Annotated in this window: 23 protein-coding genes; 9 read left to right on the top strand and 14 right to left on the bottom strand. The window is 63.9% G+C overall.

Features of this window, described 5'->3' with window-relative positions; genetic code table 11:
* The first annotated feature begins 45 nt into the window (after window positions 1-45).
* From J1C56_RS08680 to J1C56_RS08670, 3 genes are all read left to right on the top strand, one after another.
* A complete protein-coding gene (locus J1C56_RS08680) occupies window positions 46-1704 on the top strand; it encodes a vWA domain-containing protein (RefSeq protein WP_214387919.1) in 1659 nt (552 codons plus the stop codon).
* Window positions 1705-2063: 359 nt separating this feature from the next.
* Window positions 2064-3593 carry an ABC-F family ATP-binding cassette domain-containing protein gene (locus J1C56_RS08675; protein WP_214387917.1) on the top strand — a complete coding sequence of 510 codons (1530 nt, stop codon included), beginning with the start codon at window positions 2064-2066 and terminating at the stop codon, window positions 3591-3593.
* A gap of 90 nt (window positions 3594-3683) precedes the next feature.
* Window positions 3684-4034, top strand: coding sequence for an MliC family protein (locus J1C56_RS08670; RefSeq protein ID WP_214387915.1), 351 nt, complete (start codon window positions 3684-3686; stop codon window positions 4032-4034).
* Window positions 4035-4040: 6 nt separating this feature from the next.
* Here the strand turns inward: J1C56_RS08670 and J1C56_RS08665 are convergent, their stop codons facing one another.
* The 6 genes from J1C56_RS08665 to J1C56_RS08640 all read right to left on the bottom strand — a co-directional run bounded on the left by J1C56_RS08665 (window position 4041) and on the right by J1C56_RS08640 (window position 10463).
* On the bottom strand, window positions 4041-4415 hold the full coding sequence (locus tag J1C56_RS08665; RefSeq protein WP_476561155.1) for a type II toxin-antitoxin system VapC family toxin: 375 nt from the start codon (window positions 4413-4415) through the stop codon (window positions 4041-4043).
* 20 nt (window positions 4416-4435) lie between these two features.
* The gene (locus tag J1C56_RS08660) at window positions 4436-4687 is read right to left on the bottom strand and encodes an AbrB/MazE/SpoVT family DNA-binding domain-containing protein (RefSeq protein ID WP_214387910.1); all 252 of its coding nucleotides are present in this window, start codon (window positions 4685-4687) and stop codon (window positions 4436-4438) included.
* Between the two features lie 53 nt (window positions 4688-4740).
* Window positions 4741-6564 (bottom strand): phosphogluconate dehydratase, encoded by a 1824-nt coding sequence (edd, locus tag J1C56_RS08655; RefSeq protein WP_214387908.1) that lies wholly within the window; start codon window positions 6562-6564, stop codon window positions 4741-4743.
* Window positions 6565-6694: 130 nt separating this feature from the next.
* Window positions 6695-7396 (bottom strand): 6-phosphogluconolactonase, encoded by a 702-nt coding sequence (gene pgl / locus J1C56_RS08650; protein ID WP_214387906.1) that lies wholly within the window; start codon window positions 7394-7396, stop codon window positions 6695-6697.
* A 5-nt stretch (window positions 7397-7401) separates the two neighbouring features.
* A complete protein-coding gene (gene zwf, locus J1C56_RS08645; RefSeq protein ID WP_214387904.1) occupies window positions 7402-8871 on the bottom strand; it encodes a glucose-6-phosphate dehydrogenase in 1470 nt (489 codons plus the stop codon).
* Window positions 8872-9116: 245 nt separating this feature from the next.
* Window positions 9117-10463 (bottom strand): hypothetical protein, encoded by a 1347-nt coding sequence (locus tag J1C56_RS08640; RefSeq protein ID WP_214387902.1) that lies wholly within the window; start codon window positions 10461-10463, stop codon window positions 9117-9119.
* Between the two features lie 158 nt (window positions 10464-10621).
* On the opposite strand from J1C56_RS08640, the gene J1C56_RS08635 reads away from it, so the two are divergent.
* From J1C56_RS08635 to J1C56_RS08610, 5 genes are all read left to right on the top strand, one after another.
* Entirely contained in the window at window positions 10622-11374 is a 753-nt protein-coding gene (locus tag J1C56_RS08635) for an SDR family oxidoreductase (RefSeq protein ID WP_214387900.1), read from the top strand.
* A 109-nt stretch (window positions 11375-11483) separates the two neighbouring features.
* Window positions 11484-12608 (top strand): beta-ketoacyl-ACP synthase III, encoded by a 1125-nt coding sequence (locus tag J1C56_RS08630; protein WP_214387898.1) that lies wholly within the window; start codon window positions 11484-11486, stop codon window positions 12606-12608.
* Between the two features lie 263 nt (window positions 12609-12871).
* Complete coding sequence (locus J1C56_RS08620) at window positions 12872-13255, top strand: hypothetical protein (protein ID WP_214387896.1); 384 nt, start codon at window positions 12872-12874, stop codon at window positions 13253-13255.
* Window positions 13256-13335: 80 nt separating this feature from the next.
* Entirely contained in the window at window positions 13336-14010 is a 675-nt protein-coding gene (locus J1C56_RS08615; RefSeq protein ID WP_184771398.1) for a response regulator, read from the top strand.
* Window positions 14007-15488, top strand: coding sequence for a sensor histidine kinase (locus tag J1C56_RS08610; RefSeq protein ID WP_214387894.1), 1482 nt, complete (start codon window positions 14007-14009; stop codon window positions 15486-15488). Before J1C56_RS08615 ends, J1C56_RS08610 begins: the two co-directional genes overlap by 4 nt.
* 37 nt (window positions 15489-15525) lie before the next feature.
* Here the strand turns inward: J1C56_RS08610 and J1C56_RS32830 are convergent, their stop codons facing one another.
* From J1C56_RS32830 to J1C56_RS08585, 5 genes are all read right to left on the bottom strand, one after another.
* On the bottom strand, window positions 15526-16104 hold the full coding sequence (locus tag J1C56_RS32830; protein ID WP_338001419.1) for a hypothetical protein: 579 nt from the start codon (window positions 16102-16104) through the stop codon (window positions 15526-15528).
* 164 nt (window positions 16105-16268) lie between these two features.
* A complete protein-coding gene (locus tag J1C56_RS33610) occupies window positions 16269-17261 on the bottom strand; it encodes a hypothetical protein (protein WP_420797376.1) in 993 nt (330 codons plus the stop codon).
* 226 nt (window positions 17262-17487) lie between these two features.
* On the bottom strand, window positions 17488-18576 hold the full coding sequence (locus J1C56_RS08595) for a helix-turn-helix transcriptional regulator (protein ID WP_214387890.1): 1089 nt from the start codon (window positions 18574-18576) through the stop codon (window positions 17488-17490).
* A 4-nt stretch (window positions 18577-18580) separates the two neighbouring features.
* Window positions 18581-19867, bottom strand: a complete 1287-nt coding sequence (locus J1C56_RS08590; protein WP_214387888.1) for an NAD(P)/FAD-dependent oxidoreductase — start codon at window positions 19865-19867, stop codon at window positions 18581-18583.
* 135 nt (window positions 19868-20002) lie between these two features.
* Window positions 20003-21436 carry a glutamine synthetase family protein gene (locus tag J1C56_RS08585; RefSeq protein ID WP_420797375.1) on the bottom strand — a complete coding sequence of 478 codons (1434 nt, stop codon included), beginning with the start codon at window positions 21434-21436 and terminating at the stop codon, window positions 20003-20005.
* 149 nt (window positions 21437-21585) lie between these two features.
* On the opposite strand from J1C56_RS08585, the gene J1C56_RS08580 reads away from it, so the two are divergent.
* Window positions 21586-22287, top strand: coding sequence for an HAD family hydrolase (locus J1C56_RS08580; protein WP_214388317.1), 702 nt, complete (start codon window positions 21586-21588; stop codon window positions 22285-22287).
* Between the two features lie 3 nt (window positions 22288-22290).
* Here J1C56_RS08580 and J1C56_RS08575 read toward each other — a convergent pair whose 3' ends face one another.
* The 3 genes from J1C56_RS08575 to aceA form a co-directional block, all read right to left on the bottom strand.
* Window positions 22291-22737, bottom strand: a complete 447-nt coding sequence (locus tag J1C56_RS08575; RefSeq protein WP_214387884.1) for an ANTAR domain-containing protein — start codon at window positions 22735-22737, stop codon at window positions 22291-22293.
* A 236-nt stretch (window positions 22738-22973) separates the two neighbouring features.
* Entirely contained in the window at window positions 22974-23216 is a 243-nt protein-coding gene (locus J1C56_RS08570) for an SMc00767 family acetate metabolism repressor (protein ID WP_067965227.1), read from the bottom strand.
* Between the two features lie 95 nt (window positions 23217-23311).
* Window positions 23312-24601 (bottom strand): isocitrate lyase, encoded by a 1290-nt coding sequence (aceA, locus tag J1C56_RS08565; RefSeq protein ID WP_109577619.1) that lies wholly within the window; start codon window positions 24599-24601, stop codon window positions 23312-23314.
* Window positions 24602-24616 lie beyond the last annotated feature (15 nt).

The following is a 24616-nucleotide window of genomic DNA, read 5'->3' as shown; positions in this document are numbered from 1 at the left end:
CTTGTTTAGCTTCGCTGCACTCAAACTGAATCGGCGAGGGGCAGCATGAAGGCGTTTACACGAGGTATCCTGGCGTCTGTCCTCATGCTGTCGGGACTGGCAACCGCAAATGCCGCCGACCGAACCATCATCGTGCTTGATGCCTCCGGATCGATGTGGGGCCAGATCGACGGCAAGCCCAAGCTTGAGATCGCCCGCGAGGCGCTGCGCTCGGTGCTGACCACCATCCCCGCCGATACCGAGCTTGGGCTGATGGCCTATGGCCACCGCGAAAAGGGCAGCTGCTCCGACATCGAGCTGATCGTGCCGCCTGCGTCCGGCTCGGCCAGCGCCATTACAGCTGCCGCCGACAGCATGAAGTTCCTTGGCAAGACGCCGTTGTCCGCCGCCGTCAAGCAGGCCGCCGAGGACCTCAAATACACCGAGGAAAAGGCAACCGTCATTCTCATCACCGACGGGCTCGAGACCTGCAATGCCGATCCTTGCGCGCTCGGCAAGGAGCTCGATCAGTCGGGCGTCGATTTCACTGCCCATGTCGTTGGCTTCGGGCTTACCGCGGAAGAGGGCAGGCAGGTCGCGTGCCTGGCCGAAAACACCGGCGGCAAATACACCCAGGCGACCGACGCCAAGGGCCTGGAAGATGCCCTGGTGCAGACGGTTGCCGCGCCAGCGCCAGCGCCGGCCCCCGAACCGGCGCGTGCGCCGGAACCGGCCAAGCCGGAGTTCAACTTCATCCCCGAGCTGACGCTGGCCGAAGGCGGAGCGCCGCTGAAGGACGCCGGCAATGCCTGGGAAATCTACAAGGCCAATGCCGACGGCGCCAAGGGCGAACGCCTCACCACCGAATACAACAACTACAAGGGATCGCTTGAAGCTGGCACCTACGTCATCCGCGCGACGCTCGGCGAAGCTGCTGTCGAACAGCCGCTGAACGTCGAGCCAGGCCAGGCCTACAAGCCGCTTTTCGTCCTTAATGCCGGCACGCTGATCGTCAGGCCGCGACCGAGCGAAGGCGCGGACATCGTCGATGGTGCCGCTGTCGTCCTCGACTTCCCCGGTGGCGACCATCGTGCGACCTACTACGGCCAGGCCAAGGTGGTGTTGCCCGCCGGCGAAACCAAGCTGAAGGTTACCATCGGCCAAGGCGAGGCCAATGAGACAATCCAGCTTGCTGCTGGCCAGACCATCGAAAAGGACGTCATCGTCGGTGTCGGTCATGCGGTGGTCAACGCGCTATACGCGGCAGGCGGCGAAAAGGTCGATGCGTCCGGGCTCGACGTGAGGGTCTTCAAGGCCAAGAAGAAGATCGACGGCAGCCGCGAACAGATGACCCACGCCTTCGGACCCGATTCCAAATTCGACCTTCCAGCCGGCGACTACGTCGCTGTCGTCAAGATGGACCAGGCCGAGGCCGAGCAACCCTTCAATGTCAGGGTCGGCGAGCGTGGCAACGTGACTGCGATCCTCGACGCCGGCGTTTTGGCCATTAGCGCACCGGGCGCAAAGACGATCAGGGTGTTTGCCGCCAAGAAGGATATCCAGGGCAACCGCAAGGAATTCGGTTACGAATACAAGGATACCCACCAGACGACCTTGCCGGCTGGCGATTATGTCGTGGAGGCCGATCGTGAGGCCAATGGCGGCAAGAAGGAAGGCACTGCGACCGTCCACGCCGGCGAGCGCAGTGAATTGACAATCCAGTAGGGTTGCAACCTGCGGAAGGCGCGGCTATTTAAGGCACGCAACTCGAACAACGAAGGAGGGCTGCGTGTACACGTTTTTTCGTCACCACCGTCAGCGCGGCCCTGTCCACGCCCTGCAAATGCGTTTGCAGGGCTGACCTCGGACGACGCGCCTGCCGCATTGATCCGGAAATCGTTCTGATTTCTGGAAAGTAAGATGCGAGACCAATTCCCGCGTATCTCTCCCGGTCTGCCCTTGGTGGTGATGCGGCGTCGAGCCTTGTGCTCGTCCGCATCTGGATAACTCACCGGACCTGGTTCCCCAAAAGCATCGCGTTAGATCGGATGCGGGCGACGGTCCGGCCAGACCAGAGAACTGATATGGCTTTGATCAATCTGAGGTCGCTCGGCGTAACGCTCGGTGCTCCGCTCTTTTCCAATCTCAACCTTTCCATCGAACCGGGCGACCGGCTCGGCATCGTCGCCGCCAATGGCCGCGGCAAGTCCACGCTGCTGCGCTCGATAACAGGCGCCTTCGAGCCGACGGCGGGCGACATCACGCGGGCACGCGGCCTGCGGGTCGGTCATGTCGAGCAGGACGTGCCGGCAAGCCTTGTCGACATGGCCTTCCATGATGCGGTGCTCGGCGCGCTTCCGGCGGACCAGGCCGAAAGCGAGAGCTGGCGTGTCGACATCGTGCTCGACGAGCTCGATGTGCCTGAGGAGATGCGCCAGCGTCCATTGTCGAAGCTGAGCGGTGGTTGGCAGCGGCTGGCGATGCTCGCCCGTGTCTGGGTGACCGAACCCGACATGCTTTTGCTGGACGAGCCGACCAATCACCTCGACCTCGCGCGCATAGCCCAGCTCGAAAACTGGCTGAACGCGCTGCCGCGCGACGTGCCCGTGGTGATCTGCAGCCACGACCGCGCCTTCCTCGATGCGGTCACCAATCGCACGCTTTTCCTCAGGCCGGAGAACTCGCAGGTGTTTTCGCTGCCCTATTCCAGGGCACGGGAAGCGCTCGACGAGATCGACGCCTCGGAGGCGCGCCGCTTCGAAAAGGACATGAAGACGGCGCAGCAATTGCGCCGTCAGGCGGCCAAGCTCAACAATATCGGCATCAACTCCGGCAGCGACCTGCTAGTGGTGAAGACCAAGCAGCTGAAGGAGCGGGCCGAGCGGCTGGAGGATGCGGCGCGGCCGGCCCATCAGGAACGTTCCGCCGGGGCCATCAGGCTTGCCAATCGCGGCACCCACGCCAAGGTGCTGGTCACCTTCGACGACGCGCCTGTCACCACGCCCGACGGCACGCTGTTGTTCAAGACTGGCAAGCTGTGGCTTCGCCAGGGCGATCGCGTCGTCCTGCTGGGTCGCAACGGCACCGGCAAGACGCGGCTGGTCAATATGGTCAGGCAGGCCATCGGCGCGCCGGAAAATGCGAAGGACGTGGTCAAGGCGACGCCGTCGCTGGTGTTGGGCTATGGCGACCAGGGCCTGTCCGATCTCAAGGACAGTGACGCGCCGCTGTCGATGCTGGCGCGCAGATTCGAGCTTGGCGAGCAGCGCGCGCGTACCTTGCTTGCCGGCGCAGGCCTGACTGTCGAGATGCAGGCCAACCCGATCGGCCGCTTGTCCGGCGGCCAGAAGGCGCGGCTCGGCATGCTGGTGCTGCGGCTGACCAACCCGAACTTCTACCTGCTCGACGAGCCGACCAACCACCTCGACATCGACGGGCAGGAGGCGCTGGAGGACGAATTGCTGAAGCACGAGGCGAGCTGCCTGCTCGTCTCGCACGACCGCAGCTTCGTCCGCGCCACAGCCAACCGCTTCTGGCTGATCGACAAGAAACGGCTGGTCGAAGTGGAGAGCCCGGAGGGCTTCTTTGCCGACGTGGCGAAGAACGGCGCTTAGCCTCGCGATAAAAGACCTGCCGGGGCTTCGGCTTCGGCAGGCCTGTTCGCCGTGCTATCGTCTGCATGACGAGCAATCCAGGAGATCATCATGCGCTTGAGTCTCACCGCGATCATCCTTGCTGCCGCGACCAGTGCCGCAATGGCCTCGACCGTGACGCTGGAGCTGCCGGGCGACGCAAAGGTCGAGCGCAACGCGGTCGACTACAAGTGCGGCGACCAGGCTGTGAAGGCCGAGTACGTCAACACCGGCGACAATTCGCTCGTCGTGCTCACGCTCGGCGATCAGACGGTCGTGGCCGTCACTGTTCTGAGCGCCAGCGGCGCCAAATATGCCGGCCAGAACTATGTCTGGTGGACCAAGGGCGACAACGCCGATCTCTACGACCTGACCAAGGGCGAGGACGCGCCGGCAGTGTTGTCATGCGAGGCGGGGAAGTAGCGAGGGTCAGGCCAGAAGTTCTGCCTCGAGGCCGATCCTCTTGACCAGGCTTGCCGCCTTCTTGTCGAAAGTCAGGAACGTCGATCCGCCTGACTGCGCGCCCTCGAAGGCGATGACGCCATCTGCAAAATCGCCGCCGGCGAGCAACACCACGATGCCGGCATCCGCGGCTGGCCGGTTGGTTTCGACGATGCTGGAGGCAAGGAGCTGTCGAAGCGAGGCGGCCACATTTGCGGCCGGGCGTTTGTAGCTCTGCCTCAGAACCCAAACCAGCTCGCAAAGCGTGGTCAGTGGAACGACGATGCTGTCGGCGTTCTCCAGAGCCCGCAGGGCGGTCGCGGTCTGGATTTCATCATCCATGACAGCTATTCGCACAAGCACATTGGTATCGGGCGTGATTTTCACCTCTTGCCGGCCCAGCCGTCACGGATGGCCTGGTTGATCTCCTCTAGTGAGCGAGCTCGCTCCCCCGGCTGGTGCAGGCTGCCGATGAAGCCCTTGAGTGCGTCCTTTGGCCTGACTGCGCTCAGGCTTGCCTTGCCGTCGGGCAAGACATCGACGGCAATCTTGTCTCCGGGCTTGACCCCCAGATGCTGCAACACTTCCTTGCGGAGCGTGACTTGGCCCTTGGCTGTAACGGTCAGGATGGTCATGGCGCACCTCTGCCCGAAAAGTAAGGCAGAACTGCCTTACTTTCAAGTCGAAGTCACGCCGTGCCGAACGCGCTCGCGCCGTGGTCGGCGCGGCCGGCCATCTGGCGGAAGCCGGCGAACAGCTCGCGGCCCATGCCATACTCGTTGCCAGACAGGTCGCAGACCGGTTCCGGGCGCAGCGCCAGATCGCCAGCAGGAACCAGAACCTCGAGCGTGCCGGCCTCGGCGTCGAGCCTGACGATGTCGCCGTCATGGACGCGGCCGATCGGCCCGCCTTCGAGCGCTTCCGGCGTGACGTGGATCGCCGCCGGCACCTTGCCCGAGGCGCCCGACATGCGGCCGTCGGTGACCAGCGCCACCTTGTGGCCGCGGTCCTGCAGGATGCCGAGTACGGTGGTCAGCTTGTGCAGTTCCGGCATGCCGTTGGCTTTCGGACCCTGGAAGCGGATTACGGCGACGAAGTCGCGATCGAGCAAGCCCGCCTTGAAGGCCTCGTTGAGGCCTTGCTGGCTGTCGAAAACCAGCGCCGGTGCCTCGATGATGCGCCGCTCGGGCTTCACCGCCGAGGTCTTGATGATGGCGTGGCCGAGATTGCCGCCGAGCACCTTGAGGCCGCCGCTTGGCTGGAACGCCTTGGTAGCAGGTGCCAGCACCTTTTCGTCACCGCTTAGCTTGGGCGCTGCCTCGCGCACCACCGAGCCGTCGGCACCAAGCTTGGCTTCGACGGCGTAGGGGCGCAGGCCTTCGCCCCACACAGTCTGCACATCTTCGTGCAGCAGGCCGACGTCGAGCAGTTCCCGGATCAGGAAGCCCATGCCGCCCGCCGCCTGGAAATGGTTCACGTCCGAAAGCCCGTTCGGGTAAACCCGCGCGAGAAGCGGAACTGCATCCGAAAGGTCCGAAATATCCTGCCAGGTCAGGCGGATGCCTGCGGCCGCCGCCATGGCGATCAGGTGGATGGTGTGGTTGGTCGAGCCGCCGGTGGCATGCAGGCCGACAACGCCGTTGACCACCGAGCGCTCGTCGATCATGCGCCCGGCGGGGATGTATTCGTTGCCGAGTGCCGTGATCGCCAATGCGCGCTTGGCGGCCTCGCGGGTCAGCGCATCGCGCAGCGGCGTGCCTGGATTGACGAAGGATGCGCCCGGCGTGTGCAGGCCCATGATCTCCATCAGCATCTGGTTGGAGTTGGCGGTGCCATAGAAGGTGCAGGTGCCCGGGCCGTGATAGGATTTGGACTCGGCTTCCAGCAACTCGGCGCGGCCGACCTTGCCCTCGGCATAGAGCTGGCGGATCTTGGCCTTCTCGTCGTTGGGCAGGCCCGACGTCATGGGGCCGGCGGGCACAAAGATCGCCGGCAGGTGGCCAAAGGACAGCGCCGCGATAACCAGCCCCGGCACGATCTTGTCACAGACGCCGAGATAGACCGCCGCGTCGAACATGTTGTGGCTGAGGCCGATCGCGGCCGACATGGCGATGACGTCGCGCGAAAACAGCGACAGTTCCATGCCCGGCTGGCCCTGGGTGACGCCATCGCACATCGCGGGCACACCACCCGCGACTTGGGCGATGCCGCCGGCCTCGCGCGCCGCATCCTTGATCAGCTGCGGATAAGTCTCGAACGGCTGATGCGCCGAGAGCATGTCGTTGTAGGAGGTGATGATGCCGATGTTGGCGACCTTGTCGCCGCCGAGCGCCACCTTCTCCGAAGGACTGCACACGGCGAAGCCATGCGCGAGGTTGCCGCAGGAGAGTACGCCTCGGTTCGCGGTCTTGCCGGCAGCGTCGGCAACGCGGCCGAGATAGATTTCGCGACTGACCTTCGAGCGCTCGCGGATGCGCTCGGTAATGGCTTGGATATCGTTCCTGCCTGTCATGGCCTTGGTCCTTTCAACTCGGTGCCCGAACCGGGAGGAGTTTCGGGCTGGGCATGATCCTTGGCGGGGTCATGCCCTCTTCAACGCGCCAGGCGCCTGGCATGAGCCGGGCGCGGCGCAAGCACCCACCTCAGGGCGCCCAGTAAATCTCGGCGGCGCGTGGCGCCTTCTCCAGCACCGTGCGGACCGGCAACGCCTTGTCCGCGGCCAATGCTGCCTCGATGACGTTGCGCTTCTCTGCACCCTCGATGTGGACGACGAGAAGGCCGGCGCTGACAAGCGCGGGCAGCGTTAGTGTCAGCCGCGGCTCGCCGGCGGTTTCCGCATGCACTGGCATGACGATCCGTGTCGAAGTCAGGTCAAGCAGGGCGTCTAGGTCCTGCGCGTCGGGGAAGAACGAAGCCGTGTGGCCGTCACCGCCCATGCCGAGGATCGTCGCATCAAGCGGCCAGGGCAGGGCACGGGTTTCCGCATCCGCAAGATCGGCACCCTTTTCGACCGTCGCTGCCTCATGGAACAGCGGTGCGAAACGGGCGGCTGCGGCGTTGTTCTGCAGCAGGTTGGCCTTGGCCAGCGAAGCGTTGGAGCGCGGCGAGTTCTCTGGCACGAAACGCTCGTCGACGAGCGTTACCGTGACCTTGCTCCAGTCGAGCTCTGCGCGCGACAGCGCTACGAAGAACCGGCCGGGAGTCGAGCCACCCGAAACGGCCAGGAACGCTTCGCTGCGCCGCGAGATCGCGGCCCGCAGCGTATCGGCCACAGCGTTTGCCAGCGAAGCCGCCAGCTCGTCCCGCGTCGCAAACTCGTTCCAGTGGGGCACAATGCCAGCCATGGCGCTCAATTGCTCTCGTGCCAGGTGCGGCCGTCGCGTTCGATCAGGGCGATCGAGGCGGAGGGGCCCCAGGTGCCGGCGGTGTAGCCCTGGGCTTCCTGGCGGCTGCCTTCCCAGGCGTGCTGGATCGGGTCGATCCACTTCCATGCCGCCTCGACCTCGTCGCGGCGCATGAACAGCGTCTGGTTGCCGCGCACGACATCCATGATCAGACGTTCATAGGCATCGGGCGCGCGTCCGTCGAAGGACTGGGCAAAGCTCATGTCGAGCGGGATCTGGCGCAGGCGCATGCCGCCCGGACCCGGATCCTTGATCATGATGAACTGCTTGACGCCTTCGTCGGGCTGCAGGCGGATCACCAGCTGGTTGTTGAAGATCGGCCCGGCGCTCTCGCCGAAGATCGAATGCGGGATCGGCTTGAATTCGATGACGATTTCGGAGACGCGCGAAGCGAGCCGCTTGCCGGTGCGCAGGTAGAACGGCACGCCGGCCCAGCGCCAGTTGGCGATCTCGGCCTTGATGGCGACGAAGGTCTCGGTGGTGCTTTCGGTGCCGAGTTCTTCAATGTAGCCTTTGACCGGCCCGCCAGCGGAGGCTCCCGCGCGATACTGGCCGCGCACGGTATGCTTTGGCGCCTCGTTGCCGTTGACGCGCTTCAGTGCATTCAGGACCTTCAGCTTTTCGTCGCGCACGGCGTTCGCCTCCATCGAGGCGGGCGCCTCCATGGCAACGAGGCAAAGCAGCTGCAGCATGTGGTTCTGCACCATGTCGCGCAGCGCACCCGCCTTGTCGTAATAGGTGACGCGATCCTCGAGGCCGACGGTCTCGGCGACGGTGATCTGCACGTGGTCGATATTGGCCGAGTTCCACAACGGCTCGTAGAGCGCGTTGGCGAAGCGCAGCGCCATCAGGTTCTGCACTGTCTCCTTGCCGAGATAGTGGTCGATGCGGAAGATCTGGTGCTCGCCGAAATCGTCGCCGATGATGTCGTTCAGCGCCCTGGCCGACTCCAGATCGCGGCCGATCGGTTTCTCGACGACGATGCGCGAATCCGGGGTGACAAGCTTGTGGGCCTTGAGATGGTCCGAGATGTCGCCGAACAGGCTGGGTGCGACCGCGAGATAGAAGACGCGGATGCGCTTGCTGTCGCCAACCGACTTCTTGAGCTCGGCAAAGCCGTCGCCTGACTTGGCGTCGACGGTGATGTAGCTCAGCCGGTCGAGGAAGGTCGTGAGCTCCTTTTCCTCGATGTACTCTGGCTTGACGTGGTCCGAGATCGCCTTCTTGGCGAAGGCGCGGAATTCCTTGTCGTCCATCTTGGTGCGCGACGCCCCGATGATGCGCGTCGGTTCGGAAAACTGGTGGTCGCGCTGGCGGTGATAGAGCGCCGGCAGCAGCTTGCGCTCCGACAGGTCGCCGGTGCCCCCGAAAATGATGAAGTCGAATGGATCGACGGGGATGATCTGGCTGGTCATGTTCTATCCGTTTTTCAAGACGGTCGCGATGTCGCCGACCGATATATGCTAATCGATTTAAAAGCACTAGCCCCAAAGCCAGCGCCACGGTGTCACACGCGAAGATTTGATAGTGGTCCAGACGAAGCCGTGGCGCCAGCGGCTTGTCGGTGGTTTTCATGCAGGCAAGGCGCTGGCCCGGCCTAGAGATGCCGACGCGCATCCCTTGGCCGTCCCTGGCCACGAGATCAGGCTCGGTTCGGGCTCTACCTGATCGGCTCCAGCAAGGCGTCGATGGTGTCCTCGCGGTCAGCAAGTGCTGGGCCAGCCGACAAGCTCTCCGGGCCACCAGCCACGACGGCCGGAGGTGCGGGGCAAACCGGCGGGATGGGGACCGTGCCGTCGTTGAACGGCGCTTCGCGCGCGGTGACCGTCGCACACATGCGCTCGATGCCGGCCTGCAGTTGCAGGGAGTAGTCGAGTGGCCGCGCAAGCACCGCCGTTTGCGTGCCGAAATAGCGCGACTCGCCGTCGAATACGCCGCCGGCGAACACGTCGCGGAAATACTCCAGCAGTCGGCGTTGATAGTCGATCGGAGTTGCCGGTTGCCGCGGCAGGTTGCCGAAATCGTCGCTGCGCGGGTACTGCGCCGAGCCGTGGCATGACATGCACGAACTGATCTGGTTGTCGGCCGGACCGTTGAGACGGCCGCCCCAGCCGAGTTCCTTGCGCGCGTTCCAGCCGTAGATCTTGCCCTCGAGTGTTTCGTTGAGCACGTTCTGGCGCAATTGGCCCGGCGGCGGCACGAAGCGGTCGTTGCCCCAGCTTAGCCCGACCGGCACCAGCTTTTTCCACGGATCGGTGCCGGGTTCGCTACCCTGGTAGACGAAGGTGCCAAACACCCATCCGGTTTGCAGCGAGCGCGGATCGCGCACCGCGATGTCGATCTGGTAGAGACGCAGCTTGCCGATGCGGTTGGGCGCCCTGCCGATATCGCCTTCCCATTCGGGTGCGCCTGCGACGTAGGGGATGTCGGCCGCGGTGGCGGTGGTGAACAGCAGCTTGAACGATGTGGTGCCGACAGGAAAATAGATATCGTCGATCTTGGGGCTGCACGGATCGCTCCACACCTTGGCGAAGGTCGTGGCGCCGAGCGCATTGTAGAAACCGACCGCCCAGGTGTCGAAGGACTTGGTCACACCCTCCGCAAGCTGCTCCGGATCGGTTGCCCGTTCCTTGGTCAGGCCGTGCAGGAACTCGCGTCCCGAATTGCCCGGATGCATCCACAGTGCATGATACCAGTTGCGCGTGTTGTTGTTGGCGACATTGAAGTCGACGGCGATATTGCCTTCGAGCGAATAGTCGAGCACTGCCTGGATGTAGGCGCGCCAGTCCTGGGTGAAGTCGATCGACAGGAAGGCTGGAAGCGGTTCGCTGGTGCTGGCGGGAAAGTCGAAGCGGCCCTTGAAGCCTTGTGCCTCGGAGAAACCCGGCGGTATCCCGCGCTTCTGGTTGTAGCTCGGCACGACGCAGGCGGCATGCGCTGCTTGCTGGAAGCTGACGATCAGACCTGCGCTTATTGAAAGCAATGCAAATAAGAAACGAAGTTTCATGTTTGCGTCCCCCACCCAGAGGCAGGCATTTACTTTAGAATTATTTCAAGAGTGCCGCAAGCCGGGCGCCAGCCAGCCAGCGCTTGTCTGTTGCTGACCGATGCGTTTTCCGTTTCGATAAGGGGCTGGTGACGGGGTTCGATTCGAAGGGACGTAACGTGGCGGACAGGCTGAAGGACAAGGTCGCGATCATCACCGGCGGTGCCGCCGGTTTCGGCGAGGGCATGGCCAGGCGTTTTGCCGAGGAGGGCGCCAAGATCGTCGTTGCCGACCTGAATGCCAGGGAAGCCGATCGGGTCGCGGCCGAGATCGGCAACGGTGCGATCGCTGTTACCACCGACGTCTCGCAACGCTCCGAATTCGACGAGCTTGTCTATGCCGCCAAGAGCGCCTTCGGCCGCATCGACATCATGGTCAACAATGCCGGCTACACCCACCGCAACGGCGATCTTGTCGATGTCGAGGAAGACGTCTTCGACCTGATCACCGCCGTCAACATGAAGGCGATCTACCATGCCGCCCGCTGCGTCGTGCCGATCATGGAGCGCCAGGGCGGCGGTTCGATCCTGACCACCGCCTCGACAGCCGGCCTCAGGCCGCGCCCGGGGCTGACCTGGTACAACGCCTCCAAGGGCTGGGCGATCACCGCCACCAAGTCGATGGCGGTCGAGCTCGCGCCCAAGAACATCCGCGTCAATTGCCTCTGCCCGGTAGCCGGCGAAACCGGCATGCTGGAAAAGTTCATGGGCAAGGACACGCCCGAAATCCGCGAGAAGTTCAAAGCCTCGATCCCGCTCGGCCGTTTCTCGACGCCGCTCGACATCGCCAATGCGGCCCTGTTCCTCGTCTCCGACGAGGCCTCGCTGATCACCGGCGTGGCCATGGAAGTCGACGGCGGGCGCTGCATTTGAGCGTTTCTGCCGCGAGGTAACCGCGCTTTCGACCTGAAATTGTGGTCGCAAAGCTTGACCGCTGCTGCCTGAACCCTATTCCAATGGCTCAAAACCAATGGGAAACGCCATGCACAGGGTTGCGATCAGCGGTACCGGCATCTTCACGCCGGAGGAAGTCATCACCAACGCCGAACTGGTGGCCTCCTACAACGAATATGCCCACCGCCAGAACAAGCTGCACGCCGACGCCATCGAGGCCGGCGAGCGCGAGCCGATGGCGATGTCGTCGGAAGAGTTCATCGTCAAGGCGTCCGGCATCGAGCGCCGCCACGTCGTCTCCAAGTTCGGCATCCTTGATCCTGGCATCATGCATCCTGTGCTGCCCGAGCGCACTGAGGACGAGCTGTCGCTGATGGCCGAGATTTCGGTCAAGGCAGCCGATAAGGCGATGAAGGAGGCTGGGCTGACCGCTGCCGACATCGATGCCGTCATCTGCGCCGCCTCCAACCACGAGCGCGCTTATCCGGCCATTGCCATCGAGGTGCAGCAGGCGCTCGGCATCAAGGGCTTCGCCTTCGACATGAACGTTGCCTGTTCCTCGGCGACCTTCGGCATCCAGCTTGCGTCGGACATGATCCGCACCGGCTCGGCCCGGGCGATCCTCATGGTCAATCCGGAGATCACCTCCGGCCACCAGGAATGGCGCGACCGCGATTGCCACTTCATCTTCGGCGATGTCTGCACGGCGGTCGTTTTGCAACGCGCCGACGAAGTACAGTCGGACAATGCCTACGAGGTGCTGGCCACCCGCTGCCTGACCGAGTTCTCCAACAACATCCGCAACAACAACGGTTTCCTGCGCCGTACCCGCGAAGGCCATATGGCCGACCGCCGCGACATGCAGTTCCACCAGGAGGGCCGCAAGGTCTTCAAGCAGGTGGTGCCGATGGTGGCCGAGCTGATGCTCGGCCACCTCGCCGAACAGGGCATCGAGCCTGCTGATCTGTCGCGACTGTGGCTGCACCAGGCCAACAAGGGCATGAACGACCTGATCGGCTCGAGAGTGCTGGGCCGCGAGCCGAGCCGCGAAGAGCAGCCCAATGTGCTGCAGGACTACGCCAACACCTCGTCGGCCGGTTCGATCATCGCGTTTTCGAAATTCTCCGACGACCTGCCAGCGGGCAGCCTCGGCGTCATCTGCTCCTTCGGCGCCGGCTATTCCGCCGGCTCCGTGATCGTCAGGAAGCTCTAGGCCTCGCTGCGAAGCCGCTCGACCACCCGGTCGGCCATGCGTTCGCAACGCCAGCCGTTGAACGGGAAAAACTCGGCAAAGCCGCTCGACAGGCGTTTTTCGATGGCTGTTCGCATCAGCCGGCGCCCCTGAACGGCCACGTCTTGCCTGTCTCGGGCTTCGTGCTGCGCAACGCGCCGCGTCTCGCCTTTGAGCCCTGCAATGTAGATGCAATCTTGGCGGCGTAGCTGCCCGGGTACATCATTCACAACCTGGGATCAGACATGTCTCTCAGCACTGCACGCCGCGCTGTCGGCACACTCGCTGTCGCCGCCGCCATCTTCCTGGCCGGCTGCCAGTCGGACGTCATGAAGGGCTACATCGGCCAGCCGCTCGAGTCGGTCATCATCGACTACGGCCCGCCGACGTCGGTGATCGAACTCGGCCGCGGTCAGCGCGCCTATCAGTGGAGCAAGATATCGACGAATGCCGTCGCCGGCTCGACCAGCGGCGAGTATCGCGACACCAGGCGCGGCACGCGTTATGAGGAGTACACGACACCCGGCTATGTCGAGGAGCAGGAGTGCTTCTATACATTCTACGCCACCAGGTCCGAGGGTCGCTGGTACATCACCAACTTCCGCAAGCCTAAGCTCGAATGCGAGTAACCGCTTGAGGCCGTGCCGGTGGAGGCCAGGCCGCCGCCGTTTCGGCCACGACGGCCAGGACTGACTGAGGGAATACGTGCATGCGCATTTTGCTGCTCGAGGACGAGCCGGAGATGGCCTCGGTGCTGAAGTCGGCGCTGGCACGTCGAAACGTCATCGTCGATCACGTCGCCACGCTCGCTGATGCCGAGGCGGCGGCCGAGTTCGGGCCTTACGATGCCATTGTGCTCGATCGCCGCGTGCCGGATGGCGAAGGTCTCGACCTGATCCCGAAGCTGCGGGCGCTGCGTGTCGACGCGCCGGTCCTGATGCTCACCGCGCTCAGCGGCCTCAATGATCGTGTCGCCGGCCTCGATGCCGGCGCCGACGACTATCTGGTCAAGCCGTTTGCCGTTGAAGAACTGATGGCGCGTCTGCGCGCGCTGCACCGCCGCCCTGTCGCGCTACGCTCCGAGCAGACGGTGATCGGCCGTCTCACCTATGATTTCCACCATCGCGAGGCGAGCGTCGGCGACAAGCCGTTGGAGCTTTTGCGGCGCGAGCAACTGGCACTGGAAGCACTGCTCCGCCGGCCCGGCCGCACGGTCCTGCGCGCCACGCTTGAAGAGTCGGTCTACGCCATGGATGACGAGATCGGCTCCAACGCGCTCGATTCACATGTCTCGCGCCTGCGCCGCAAGCTCGACGATGTCGCTGCCGGTGTCGAGATCAGGGCGATCCGCAATCTCGGCTATCTGCTGCGCGCCGTGGCATGAAGAAGCTGCGTCCGACTTCGCTGCAATGGCAGCTCGTGCGCAGGCTCATGCTGCTTCAGGGCGCGACCCTGTTCGCCTTCGTCGGCCTTATCTGGCTGGTGCTGTTCCTGCTCGAACCGCGGTTGCTCAGCGACAACGAAACCGCCGTGGAGGCTGTGGCCGGGGCTGTAAGCCGGGACGCCAACGGTACGCTCGTCTTGCGCGACACGAAGGAGATGCTTGAGGCGCGGCAGAACTATCCCAATCTTTGGCTGGTCGTTCGCGACGAGGCGGGCAAGACCTTGCGGTTGGGAAACATACCGGACGCCTATGCCGCGGAAGAGCTCAAGATCCCGTGGCGGGTCGAGTATGCATTCCTGCGTTTCCCGGTCTATGACGTTCGGCCGGATTCAATCCTGGCCAATAGGCAAACCGCCGCCGGCGCGGTCCAGATCCTCACCTCGACAATCCTGTCGCGCACCGAAACAAACGGCGTCGACGTTACGTTCCAGCTGAGTCTCGACGGAACCCGCAGCGCCGACGGACAGATCGAGTGGATGAAGGTCGGTCCGACCGTCGCGCTGATCATCGTGGCGTTTCTGGCTCCTTTCTTTATCGTCATGGGCGTGACGACCCTCGTCGTCACGCCAACAGTGGTCCGCCGCGCGCTTGCCGGCCTTGTCGCGACCGCCAGGCATGCCGGCCGCATCGACATCGACAATCGTGGCGTCCAGTTGCCGACTGCCAACGTGCCGACCGAGATCGAGCCAATGGTGCAGGCGTTCAACAATGCCTTGTCGAGGCTCGGCCAGGGCTACGACCAGCGCAACCGGTTCCTGACCGACGCGGCGCACGAGCTGCGTACGCCGATCGCCATCCTGCGCACCCGCGCCGAACTTTTGCGCGAGGACCCCGAAAGCGCGCGCCTGCTGAAGGACATCGAGCGCCTGTCGCACCTGGCGCAACAACTTCTCGATCGCCAGGTACTCGACCAGTCGGCTGGCGCCCGTGAGGTTGTCGATCTCGTCGAGTTTGCGCGGCATCTCGCTGCCGATTTCGCACCACTGGTGCTGTCTGCCGGTTACGACTTTTCCTTCGAGCCGGCGGCTTCGAGCGTGCTGGTCAACATCCAGCCGTCGCAGATCCAGCAGGCAGTCACCAATCTTCTGCGCAACGCCATCGACCATGGCGGCGGTGAGGGCATCATTTCGGTGGTGGTCGATGCCAAAGGCGGGCTGGAAATACACGACGAAGGTCCGGGCATTCCCGACGACGAACACGAACGCGTCTTCCAGCCGTTTTATCGCTTGCGCCCGCGCAACAGCGGCGCCGGCCTCGGGCTCAACCTTGCCCGCGAGATCGCAAGGCTGCATGGCGGCGGCGTTGAAATCCTGGTTGGCCCCTGGCACGGCGCCCGCATCAGGCTGCAACTGCCGCTGTGGCAAGGGCAGGCGGCGTTGGTCGGCGGGAAATCCGATCTCGCCAGGCGGGGCAGCTGAGCACGCCCAAGAGCTGCCCATGGCGGCGACAAGGGGCTCACGTTTTGGGCTTCGCCTTGACCTCGGCGGTCGGCGCGTCGGGCGTACCGGCCGGGGAGGCGGCGGCCGGTTTGTCTTGCGCCTCCGGCGCCTGTAGGCCGCCCCTGCTGAGATTGACCGAAATGCCGAACAGCCGCCATTGCCGCTCGACAGGCGCAAACAGCAGTTCGAAATCGACCTGCAGCGGCAGCGACGGGAAGTAACCTGCCATGTGCAACATGCCGTTGGGCTCGATCTGCGGCATCAGCGTCAGCTGCGGCTCGAGAACGGCAACCGCGCCGAGGTCGAATTCCTGTTGGCGATGGCTGGCGAAAATCTCGCTGAGCCTCGCTGCATTGTTGGCCTGGAAGCCGGGCGAGCCGAGATCGCGCAGCACGGTGTAGTTGCCGGTCTTGTTGGCCTGGTCGAGCGCGAGGATCGCGCCGCGCGTCAGGATCAGCACGCCGTTCCTGTCGATGTCGGCGGGCTTTGCCGCCTGCGGCTTGTCGGCTTTCGACTTCGCGGTTTGCGCCAGAGCTGTGGTCGTAGCGACCCCCGGCACGCCGGCTGCCAAGAGTGCCAGCGCGACGAAAACCACTTTTGATATTGTCGCTCGGGATTTCCACTGATCACGCATGTCCGGTCATGTCTGCGAGGAAAGGCGGGTGCCCCGCCGCAATTGCCTTGGGGCACCCGAAGATGGCGCTCATCGCAAGGGCACGCCTGGCCTTGCTTTGAGGCGCCGGGCCAGAACCGAATGCTCTAGAACTCCCCCATCATGCCGAACCGCGCCGCATGGCTGTCGCCGCCGCCATAGGAATAGCCAAGGCTGATTGCGACCGGGTTGTCGAAGTCGAGCCGATGACTGAGCGAACCGCCGAACGCCGTCTCGCCCTTGAAATGGCCGACATTCGCCGCCCAGCTGGTGCGGCCCGGCGCCGACGGCATCGCCGCACTCGACATGGCAATCGCCGCCGCAATGCCCTGCCGCGCCTCGGTGCGTGTGGCGCCGATATCGCTGCGCAGGCCCTCGACGCTTGCCGTCGTCGCCAGCGTCGAGACGTCGAAGGCCGACACGGCGAGATTGCCGCCGGTGTCGGAGGTGACGAAATGGATCGGACCGGTCTGAGCGGCGAGGCTGGCGGAGGAGGCGAGGCCGGTTAGCGTGTAGGTACTCTGGCTTGTCCCGAGCGTCATCTGGTAGGCGCGCGACGTCGACGCGCCTACACCGATAGCCACCGAAGAATCGTGGTTCGCCGTAGTGGACTGACCGAGAGCGAGCGCTCCGTTGGCATTGGCCGTTGAGCCGTCTCCAATGGCAACCGCTGAGTTTGCCGGGTTCGTGCCGCCGCCCGCGACTGCACCTACGCCCATGGCGATGTTATAGGTCCCTCCCGATTCTCCAGCTTTCGACCCCTCGCCGATGGCGATTGAGGAGTTACTATCTGCTTCCGCCGAAGCTCCAATCGCCACAGAATATTCGCCATTGGCTTTACTGAAATTACCAATGGCGCTGGCAAATGCAGCTGCGCTAGACAACGACCCAACGGCGACGCTTCCGAGTCCTAAGCCAGAGCTTGAGACTCCAATTGCCGTTCCCTGATGTCCCGCTTCAGCGCCCGCGCCGACTGCTGTTCCGTTGCCGCCGGCGGAGGCGGATGCTCCTAAGGCAGCCGCATAGCCCCCACTTGTGTTGGCACCCGGTCCGCACGCAAAGCTCTCGACTCCCACGGCCGTCGCTGTCCCACTACTCATCGTGCACGTTGCCTGCGCGGCGGCTTCTCCCGCCAGCGCAAGCAACGTGGCAACGATGGCTCCCCCCGCCATTCCCTTGTCTGTCCGCATGCCGCACCCTCTTTTCGCGGGCGCCGGTTTCCTCGTGCGGGCGTCCGTCATGCCATGAGGATTCCGGTCGAGGCGATGCAAGTCCATCCGGCAGATGCCGGATGCCTGCGCATTTTTTCTGGATGGATCGGCGGGGTTAGTGGTCGCGCTTCAGGGAAGCTGCGCTCTGCAGCAGGGCGACGAGCTGGCTCTGCTTGTGCGTGCCGGTCTTGCGGAAGATCGCTTCGAGCTGCGAGCGCGCGGTGCTGAACTGGTTGCCGTGGCTGATGGCTGCTTCGCGCAGCGAGTGTCCTGCGGCAAGTGCCGCTGCAAGCCGCGACTCTGCCGGTGTCAGGTCGAACAGTCCGTGCAGGATCTGCGGCGCCGGCACCATTGTACTTGCGCTTGGCATTGTCGCGGTAATCAGCAACTCGGCCTGGGAAAAGATGTCCAGCGCTGCTCGGCGCAGCCGCAGCACGTGTACGATACAGGCGGGGTGTCGCTCGCTGGCGGCGACGGGCAGCGACATCACGGCCGGCGCGCCGGTCATGGACAATTTCAGTGCGTCGGCAAACAGAGGCTGGGCGGCGGCGTCAGCGAGCGCCAGCCCGCCATGCGCCAGCGGCGCGAACAGGTCCGGCATGGCTTCCAGCAGGCTGTTCACGGCCAAGGTCCTGCCACCATGGTTCAACACCGCCGCCGGCAGGCCCATGGCTTGCAGCGTCGCCGCCGTGCCCTGGGCGCGCTCCAGCCGCAGCCTGGCGGCGATCAGCCCGGAGCGCGCGAGATGTGGACGCAGGGCCTCCCATCGCGCCATGGTCTCGTTGCTGTGCGGACCATCTTCCAGGTACCTCTCGAAAGTGAAGACAACGAGTTCGCTGGTCGGCAGCGGAATGATCGTGCCTGCCTGCCAGCCGACCCCGAGCGACAGCATCCGGCGGGTCGCTACATCAGCAGCCTGCATCGCTTGCGGAAAGTAGTTGTCGGCATGGACGAAGCCGGAGATCGGGTTGGCATGGAAATGGCGGATGCGTTCGCTTTTCCGCCACAGGTCGGTCGTGGCGAACTCCTCGAACATGTCGCGGGTCAAATCGGTTGCAAGCGCGCCTATCGGCCGCTCGCCGTCGAACACCAGTATACCTGCCGAGGCCGATCCGGCGCCGGCCGCCAGAGTTTCGAGCAATGCAAGCCACTTTTCCGGGACGAAGGCCGCTTCGTAGATGCGATCGACCAGTTCGTCCGCCATGGCGCTATATCCTGTCCCTCAGCGCGAACCAGTTGAGGGCGAGGAACAGAAGCGGGGTGCGGAAGCGCCGTCCGCCGGGGAAGGGCGGGATCTTCAGCTCCTCGATCAGCTTGAGGCGGTCGCGGTTGCCGGCCACCGTCTCGGCATAAAGCTTGCCGAAGAAGTTCGACAGCATCACGCCATGGCCGGAATAGCCGCCCATCGAGATGACGTTAGGCATCACTTCGCGCACGAACGGCTTGCGCGGCACGGTGATGCCGACATAGCCACCCCAACCATGGGTGATATCGACATCCTTGAGCGCCGGGTAGATCTCGGTGATCTGCCTGCGGATGTGGATATGGATGTCCTTGGGGTCGTTGACGCCGTAGATCTCGCGCCCGCCGAACAGCAGCCGTCCATCCCGCGACTTGCGGAAGTAGCGCACGACGAAGCGGGAATCGTCGACCGACTCTCCACCGGGGATGACGGGCGAATCCGCGCCCAGAGGCACCGTGGCACCGATGAACGAGCCGATCGGCATGATGTGGGCGGCGCTCACCGGCTCCAGCGTGCCGCCATAGGCATTGACGGCGATCAGGCATTTCTGTGCGGTGATGGTGCCGCGCGGCGTCGTCACCCGCACCTTGCCACCCTGGGACGTGATGCCGGTCGATTGCGTGTTCTCGAAGATGTGGGCGCCAGCGGCCGCCGCCACGCGCGCGGTGCCGATCACCAGCTTGAGCGGATGGATGTGGCCGGTGCCGATATCGCGCGTGCCGCCATGGTAGTGCGTCGAGCCCAGCCGCTCGGCGGTCTCCTGCGCGTCCATGAAGCTGACATGCGGATAGTTGAAGCGGCTCGCCATGATCTCGGCATGCGCCTTGTAGTCGTCGACATAGCGCGGCTTGTGCGCCACCGACATCTGGCCGGGCATGTAGTCGATGTCGATGCCGTTGGCGGCCGAGAACTCGAGCAGATGCGCCTTGGCTTCCTCGGCCAGGTCAAACAGCGCCTTGGCCCGAGTGAAGCCAAGCTCGCCCTCGAGTTCCTCGGCCCAGGCACGCTGGCCGGTGCCGAGCTGGCCGCCATTGCGCCCCGAGGCGCCGTCGCCGAAGCGATGCGCCTCGATCAAAACGACATTGGTACCGGCCTTGGCGAGATGCGTCGCCGCCGACAGCCCGGTGAAGCCGCCACCGATGATCACGACGTCGGCCTGCCTGTCGCCGTCGAGGGCAGGGTACTCAGGCCTTGGGCCGGCGGTATCTTCGTACCAGGAAAGGCCGGGAGAGATGGGAGAGTGGTAGGGCATGATACGGAGAGGGCTCCGGCAATTTTCGAGCGGATGGAGGCGAATGGTGAGTAGTGAGTAGTGAGTAGTGAGTAGTGAGTAGTGAAAAGCGCGAGGCCTTCTCTATTCGCTACTCACTATTCCCTATTCGCCCGTTCAAACGTTGAGCAACAAATACTCCCGCTCCCAGGGGCTGATGACCTCCATGAAAGTCTCGAACTCCGCCCGCTTGATCGCTGCATAGGTCGTCGCAAACGACTTTCCCAAAAGCGTCGTCAGCTCTTCGTCGCCCTCAAACAGGTCGACAGCTTCGAGCAGGCCGCGCGGCAGGTCGATTTCGTCCTCGTTGGCTGTGGTGAGGACGGGCGCTTCCGCCGGCAACTTGTTCCTAAGGCCGATCAGTCCGCAGGCAAGCGATGCCGCAAGCGCCAGATAGGGGTTGGCATCCGACGAAGGGATGCGGTTTTCGACGCGGCGACCGCCGGGATCGGAACGCGGCACACGGAAGGCGGTGGTGCGGTTGTCGTAGCCCCACTTGTTGTTGACCGGCGCCGAGGCCGCCTGCGTCAGCCGGCGGTACGAATTCACATAAGGCGCAAACATCACCAGCGCGTTCGGCACATGCTTTTGCATGCCGCCGATGAAGTGGAAGAAGGCGTCGGTCTCCGAGCCGTCGTCGGCCGCAAAAATGTTGTGGCCGGTCTTCTTGTCGATGATCGACTGGTGGATGTGCATTGCCGAACCTGGCTGGCCCTGGATCGGTTTGGCCATGAAGGTGGCATAGATGTCGTGCTTCAGCGCCGCCTCGCGAATGGTGCGCTTGAACAAGAACACCTGGTCGGCGAGTTCGATCGGGTCGCCATGGCGCAGATTGATCTCAAGCTGACCGGCACCTTCCTCGTGGATAAGCGTGTCGATCTCCAGGCCCTGCGCCTCGGAGAAGTGGTAAATGTCGTCGATGAGTTCGTCGAACTCATTGACGCCTGCGATGGAATAGCCGGCGCCGCCGCCGATGGGGCGGCCCGAGCGGCCGACCGGCGGAGTCAGCGGATAATCCGGGTCGGGGTTCTTGCGCACCAGGTAGAATTCGATCTCCGGTGCCACGACCGGCTTCAGGCCGAGCTTGTCATAGGCGGCAACCACGCGCTTCAGCACGTTGCGCGGCGTGAACTCGACGGCACGGCCGTCCTGGTGGACGAGGTCGCAGATCACCTGAGCGGTCGGATCGTCCTCCCATGGCACGACAGTCAGCGTCGAGAGATCGGGCAGCAGCTTGAGGTCGCCGTCATCCTCCGGATAGGAGAAGCCGTTGCCGTCTTCGGGGTAGCCGCCGGAGATCGTCATCATGAACGGTGCGGACGGCAGCGCCAGCGCGGTGTTGGAGGTGAACTTGCTCGACGGCATCATCTTGCCGCGGGCGACGCCAGCCTGGTCGGGCGTGATGCACTCTATGTCTTCGATGCCCCGCCATTCCAGCCAGTCGGCGGTTTCCTTCCAGTTCTTCACCCCACGCTTGTTCTTCACGAATGCAGGCGTGCGGGCGCGAGCCCCCCGAATGGTCGGACGGACTTCCTTCTTGGCAGGCGGCATCATTCACCAGATTGTCGTTGCAGATTGTCGAGTATAGCCGTGCCCCTTGAAGGAAGAAAAGGGGGGCTGACGAGCGATTCTGATTGCTTGCGGCCTTTAAATGGCTGGTTTTGGGCCAATTTCTGAACTAGACGAGCGCAATGACCTCCATTTCGACCCGCCTTTCCACCATCGGATTCGATGCCGACGACACGCTTTGGCAGAACGAACAGTTTTTCCGCATCACCGAAAAACACTTCGCCGAACTGCTTGCCGAACATGGCGAGCAGGAGCAGCTGATGGCGCGCCTGCTCGAGGCCGAAAAGCGCAACCTCGGCACCTATGGGTTCGGCATCAAGGGCTTCACCCTGTCGATGATCGAGACTGCGATCGAGGTGACGGAAGGCCGGGTTCCCGCTTCGGTGATCGAAAAGATCCTCGCCGCTGGTCGCGAAATGCTGAGCCATCCGATCGAGACCCTGCCGCATGTTCACGACACGCTCGAAGCGCTGGCCGGGCGCTATCGCCTGGTGCTGATCACCAAGGGCGACCTGTTCGACCAGGAGCGCAAGCTGGCGCAATCGGGCCTCGGCGATTTCTTCAACGCCGTCGAGATCGTCAGCGACAAGTCGCGGCCGACCTACGAGCGCATCTTCGCCCGCCATGGCGACGGGCCGGACCGTGCGATGATGATCGGCAATTCGCTCAAGTCCGATGTCGTGCCGGCGATCGAGGCTGGCAGCTGGGGCGTCTACATTCCCCACGACCTGACCTGGGCCTACGAGCATGTCGACGAACCAACCGCGGCCGAGCGTTTCCGCAAGCTCCATCATCTCGGCGAACTGCCGGAGCTGCTGAAAAGCCTCGGCTGAGAGTCAGCAGCGGCCTAGCAGCTTTTCGACGACGGGTTGCAGCCGCTCCGGCGTGATCGGCTTGGCGACAACGATGTCGACGGCACTCGACAGCGACAGGCTTTCTGGCGTGCCAGGGCGGTTGGACAGCAGGATCACCGACGGCAGGTTGCTGCCTGAGGCAAGCCTGAGCGACAGGATCGACTGCATCAGCCCGTCGCAATCCTTGTTGTCGCTGCCGCCGTCGAGGATGATCGTGCCTGGCGCCATGGTGCGCAGCATCACCATCGCGGTATCGGGCGCCTCCGAGATCGTCTTCAGCCCGGAGCGTTCGACGATCTTGGCAACGACGACCCGGTTGATCGGAGAACGGCCAACGACAAGCACCTTGGTGAGGTCCGCGACACGGCGATCGGGAGTGCGCGCACTCCCGTCCGGGCTGCCGCCCGAATCTGGGTCATTCCATTTCATTGGCTTAGCCGACAGCTGAGGGGCGTCTGTTCAATACGTGGTTGCGTTCGGTCCCTTACGTTCGCGTCAACTTCGGGAAGTGTCAAGTAATACGCTGGAAACGGCATTCGACTTTAGTCGTAGGCGATAGAAATTCGACAGATTGACTGTAGTCCAGTGAGAAATACCGCCAAAAAACAAACCCCGCCCGCAGCAGGAGCTGCGGACGGGGTCCGTGGGGGCAGAGGGAATGCTTGTCAGCCGTGCGGCTGCTGGGTCACGATGACAGGGATGAGCAGATCGCCCCAGTTGCCATCTCCGCCGTGGTGACGGGCCGAGCGGACCAGTTCCACCGACACGCCGGCCTCGACTGCCTTCATGACCGACTGGTTGAGACGGTGCAGGTCGTTGGCGACGATACGGATCACGGCCTGCTGGTCGGCGCTCATGGTCGTCGCCTGTTCTTCGGCTCGTTCCTTGACGCGGGTGCGCGGTGCCATTGTGGTTCTCCTCGGGTGTTGCCTTGCCCTTGCGGGGCGTTTCCTCTGGCGGTGTCCGGAGGCTCATGCCTCCGGATTTGTCGTTTGCGCCGGGCCTATTCGGCGGCCGGGCGGAACTGCTCGTGCTCGGTCGATTCGTGCATCGCGGTCGTCGACGACTTGCCGCCGGTGATCGCCATCGACACGGCGTCGAAGTAGCCGGTGCCGACCTCGCGCTGGTGCTTGGTCGCGGTGTAGCCGTTGACCTCGGCGGCGAATTCCGCCTCCTGCAGCTCCGAATAGGCCGCCATCTGGCGATCCTTGTAGCCGCGGGCCAGCTCGAACATGCCGAAGTTGAGCTGGTGGAAACCAGCCAGCGTGATGAACTGGAACTTGTAGCCCATCGCGCCCAGCTCGCGCTGGAACTTGGCGATCGTCGCGTCGTCGAGGTTCTTCTTCCAGTTGAACGACGGCGAGCAGTTGTAGGCCAGCTTCTTGCCCGGATGCGCCTTGTGCACGGCCTCGGCGAACTTCTTCGCCTGCGCGAGGTCCGGCTTGCCGGTTTCCATCCAGATCAGGTCGCAGAACGGTGCGTAGGCGATGGCGCGGGCAATGCAGGGGTCGATGCCGTTGCGCACCTGGTAGAAGCCTTCCACGGTCCGGCCGGCGTCGTAGTCGACGAAGGGCTGGTCACGCTCGTCGATGTCGGACGTCAAGAGCTTGGCGGCTTCCGCGTCGGTACGGGCGACGATCAGCGTCGAGGTGCCCATCACGTCGGCGGCGAGACGCGCCGCGTTCAGGTTGCGGATGTGCGCCGCGGTCGGGATCAGCACCTTGCCGCCGAGATGGCCGCACTTCTTTTCCGAAGCGAGCTGGTCTTCGAAGTGGACGCCGGCAGCACCCGCCTCGATGAAAGCCTTCATGATCTCGAAGGCGTTGAGCGGGCCACCGAAGCCGGCTTCGGCGTCAGCCACGATCGGCGCGAACCAGGTGTCGACCGACAGGCCCTTGCCTTCCGAGGTTTCGATCTGGTCGGCGCGCTGCAGCGTGCGGTTGATGCGCTTGACCAGCTCGGGCGCGGCGTTCGCCGGGTAGAGCGACTGGTCGGGATACATAGCCGATGCGGTGTTGGCGTCAGCCGCGACCTGCCAGCCCGAGAGATAGATCGCCTTGAGGCCGGCGCGGACCTGCTGCATCGCCTGGTTGCCGGACATGGCGCCGAGCGCGTTGACGAAGTTCTCCTCGTGGATGAGCTTCCACAAGCGGTTGGCGCCCATTTCGGCCAAAGTCTGCTTGATCTGGACGGAGCCGCGCAGCCGCTTCACGTCCTCCGGCGAGTAGGGGCGCTCGATGCCGTCGAAACGGCCTTCCGGGGCTGAAGGGACGAGGTTGTAAAAATCAGTCATTGTCGACTCCGTCTG

It is taken from the genome of Aminobacter anthyllidis (assembly GCF_018555685.1).
Classification (GTDB): domain Bacteria; phylum Pseudomonadota; class Alphaproteobacteria; order Rhizobiales; family Rhizobiaceae; genus Aminobacter; species Aminobacter anthyllidis.
The sequence above is the reverse complement of the archived record's forward strand: the minus strand, read 5'-3'. Positions and strand labels throughout refer to the sequence as shown.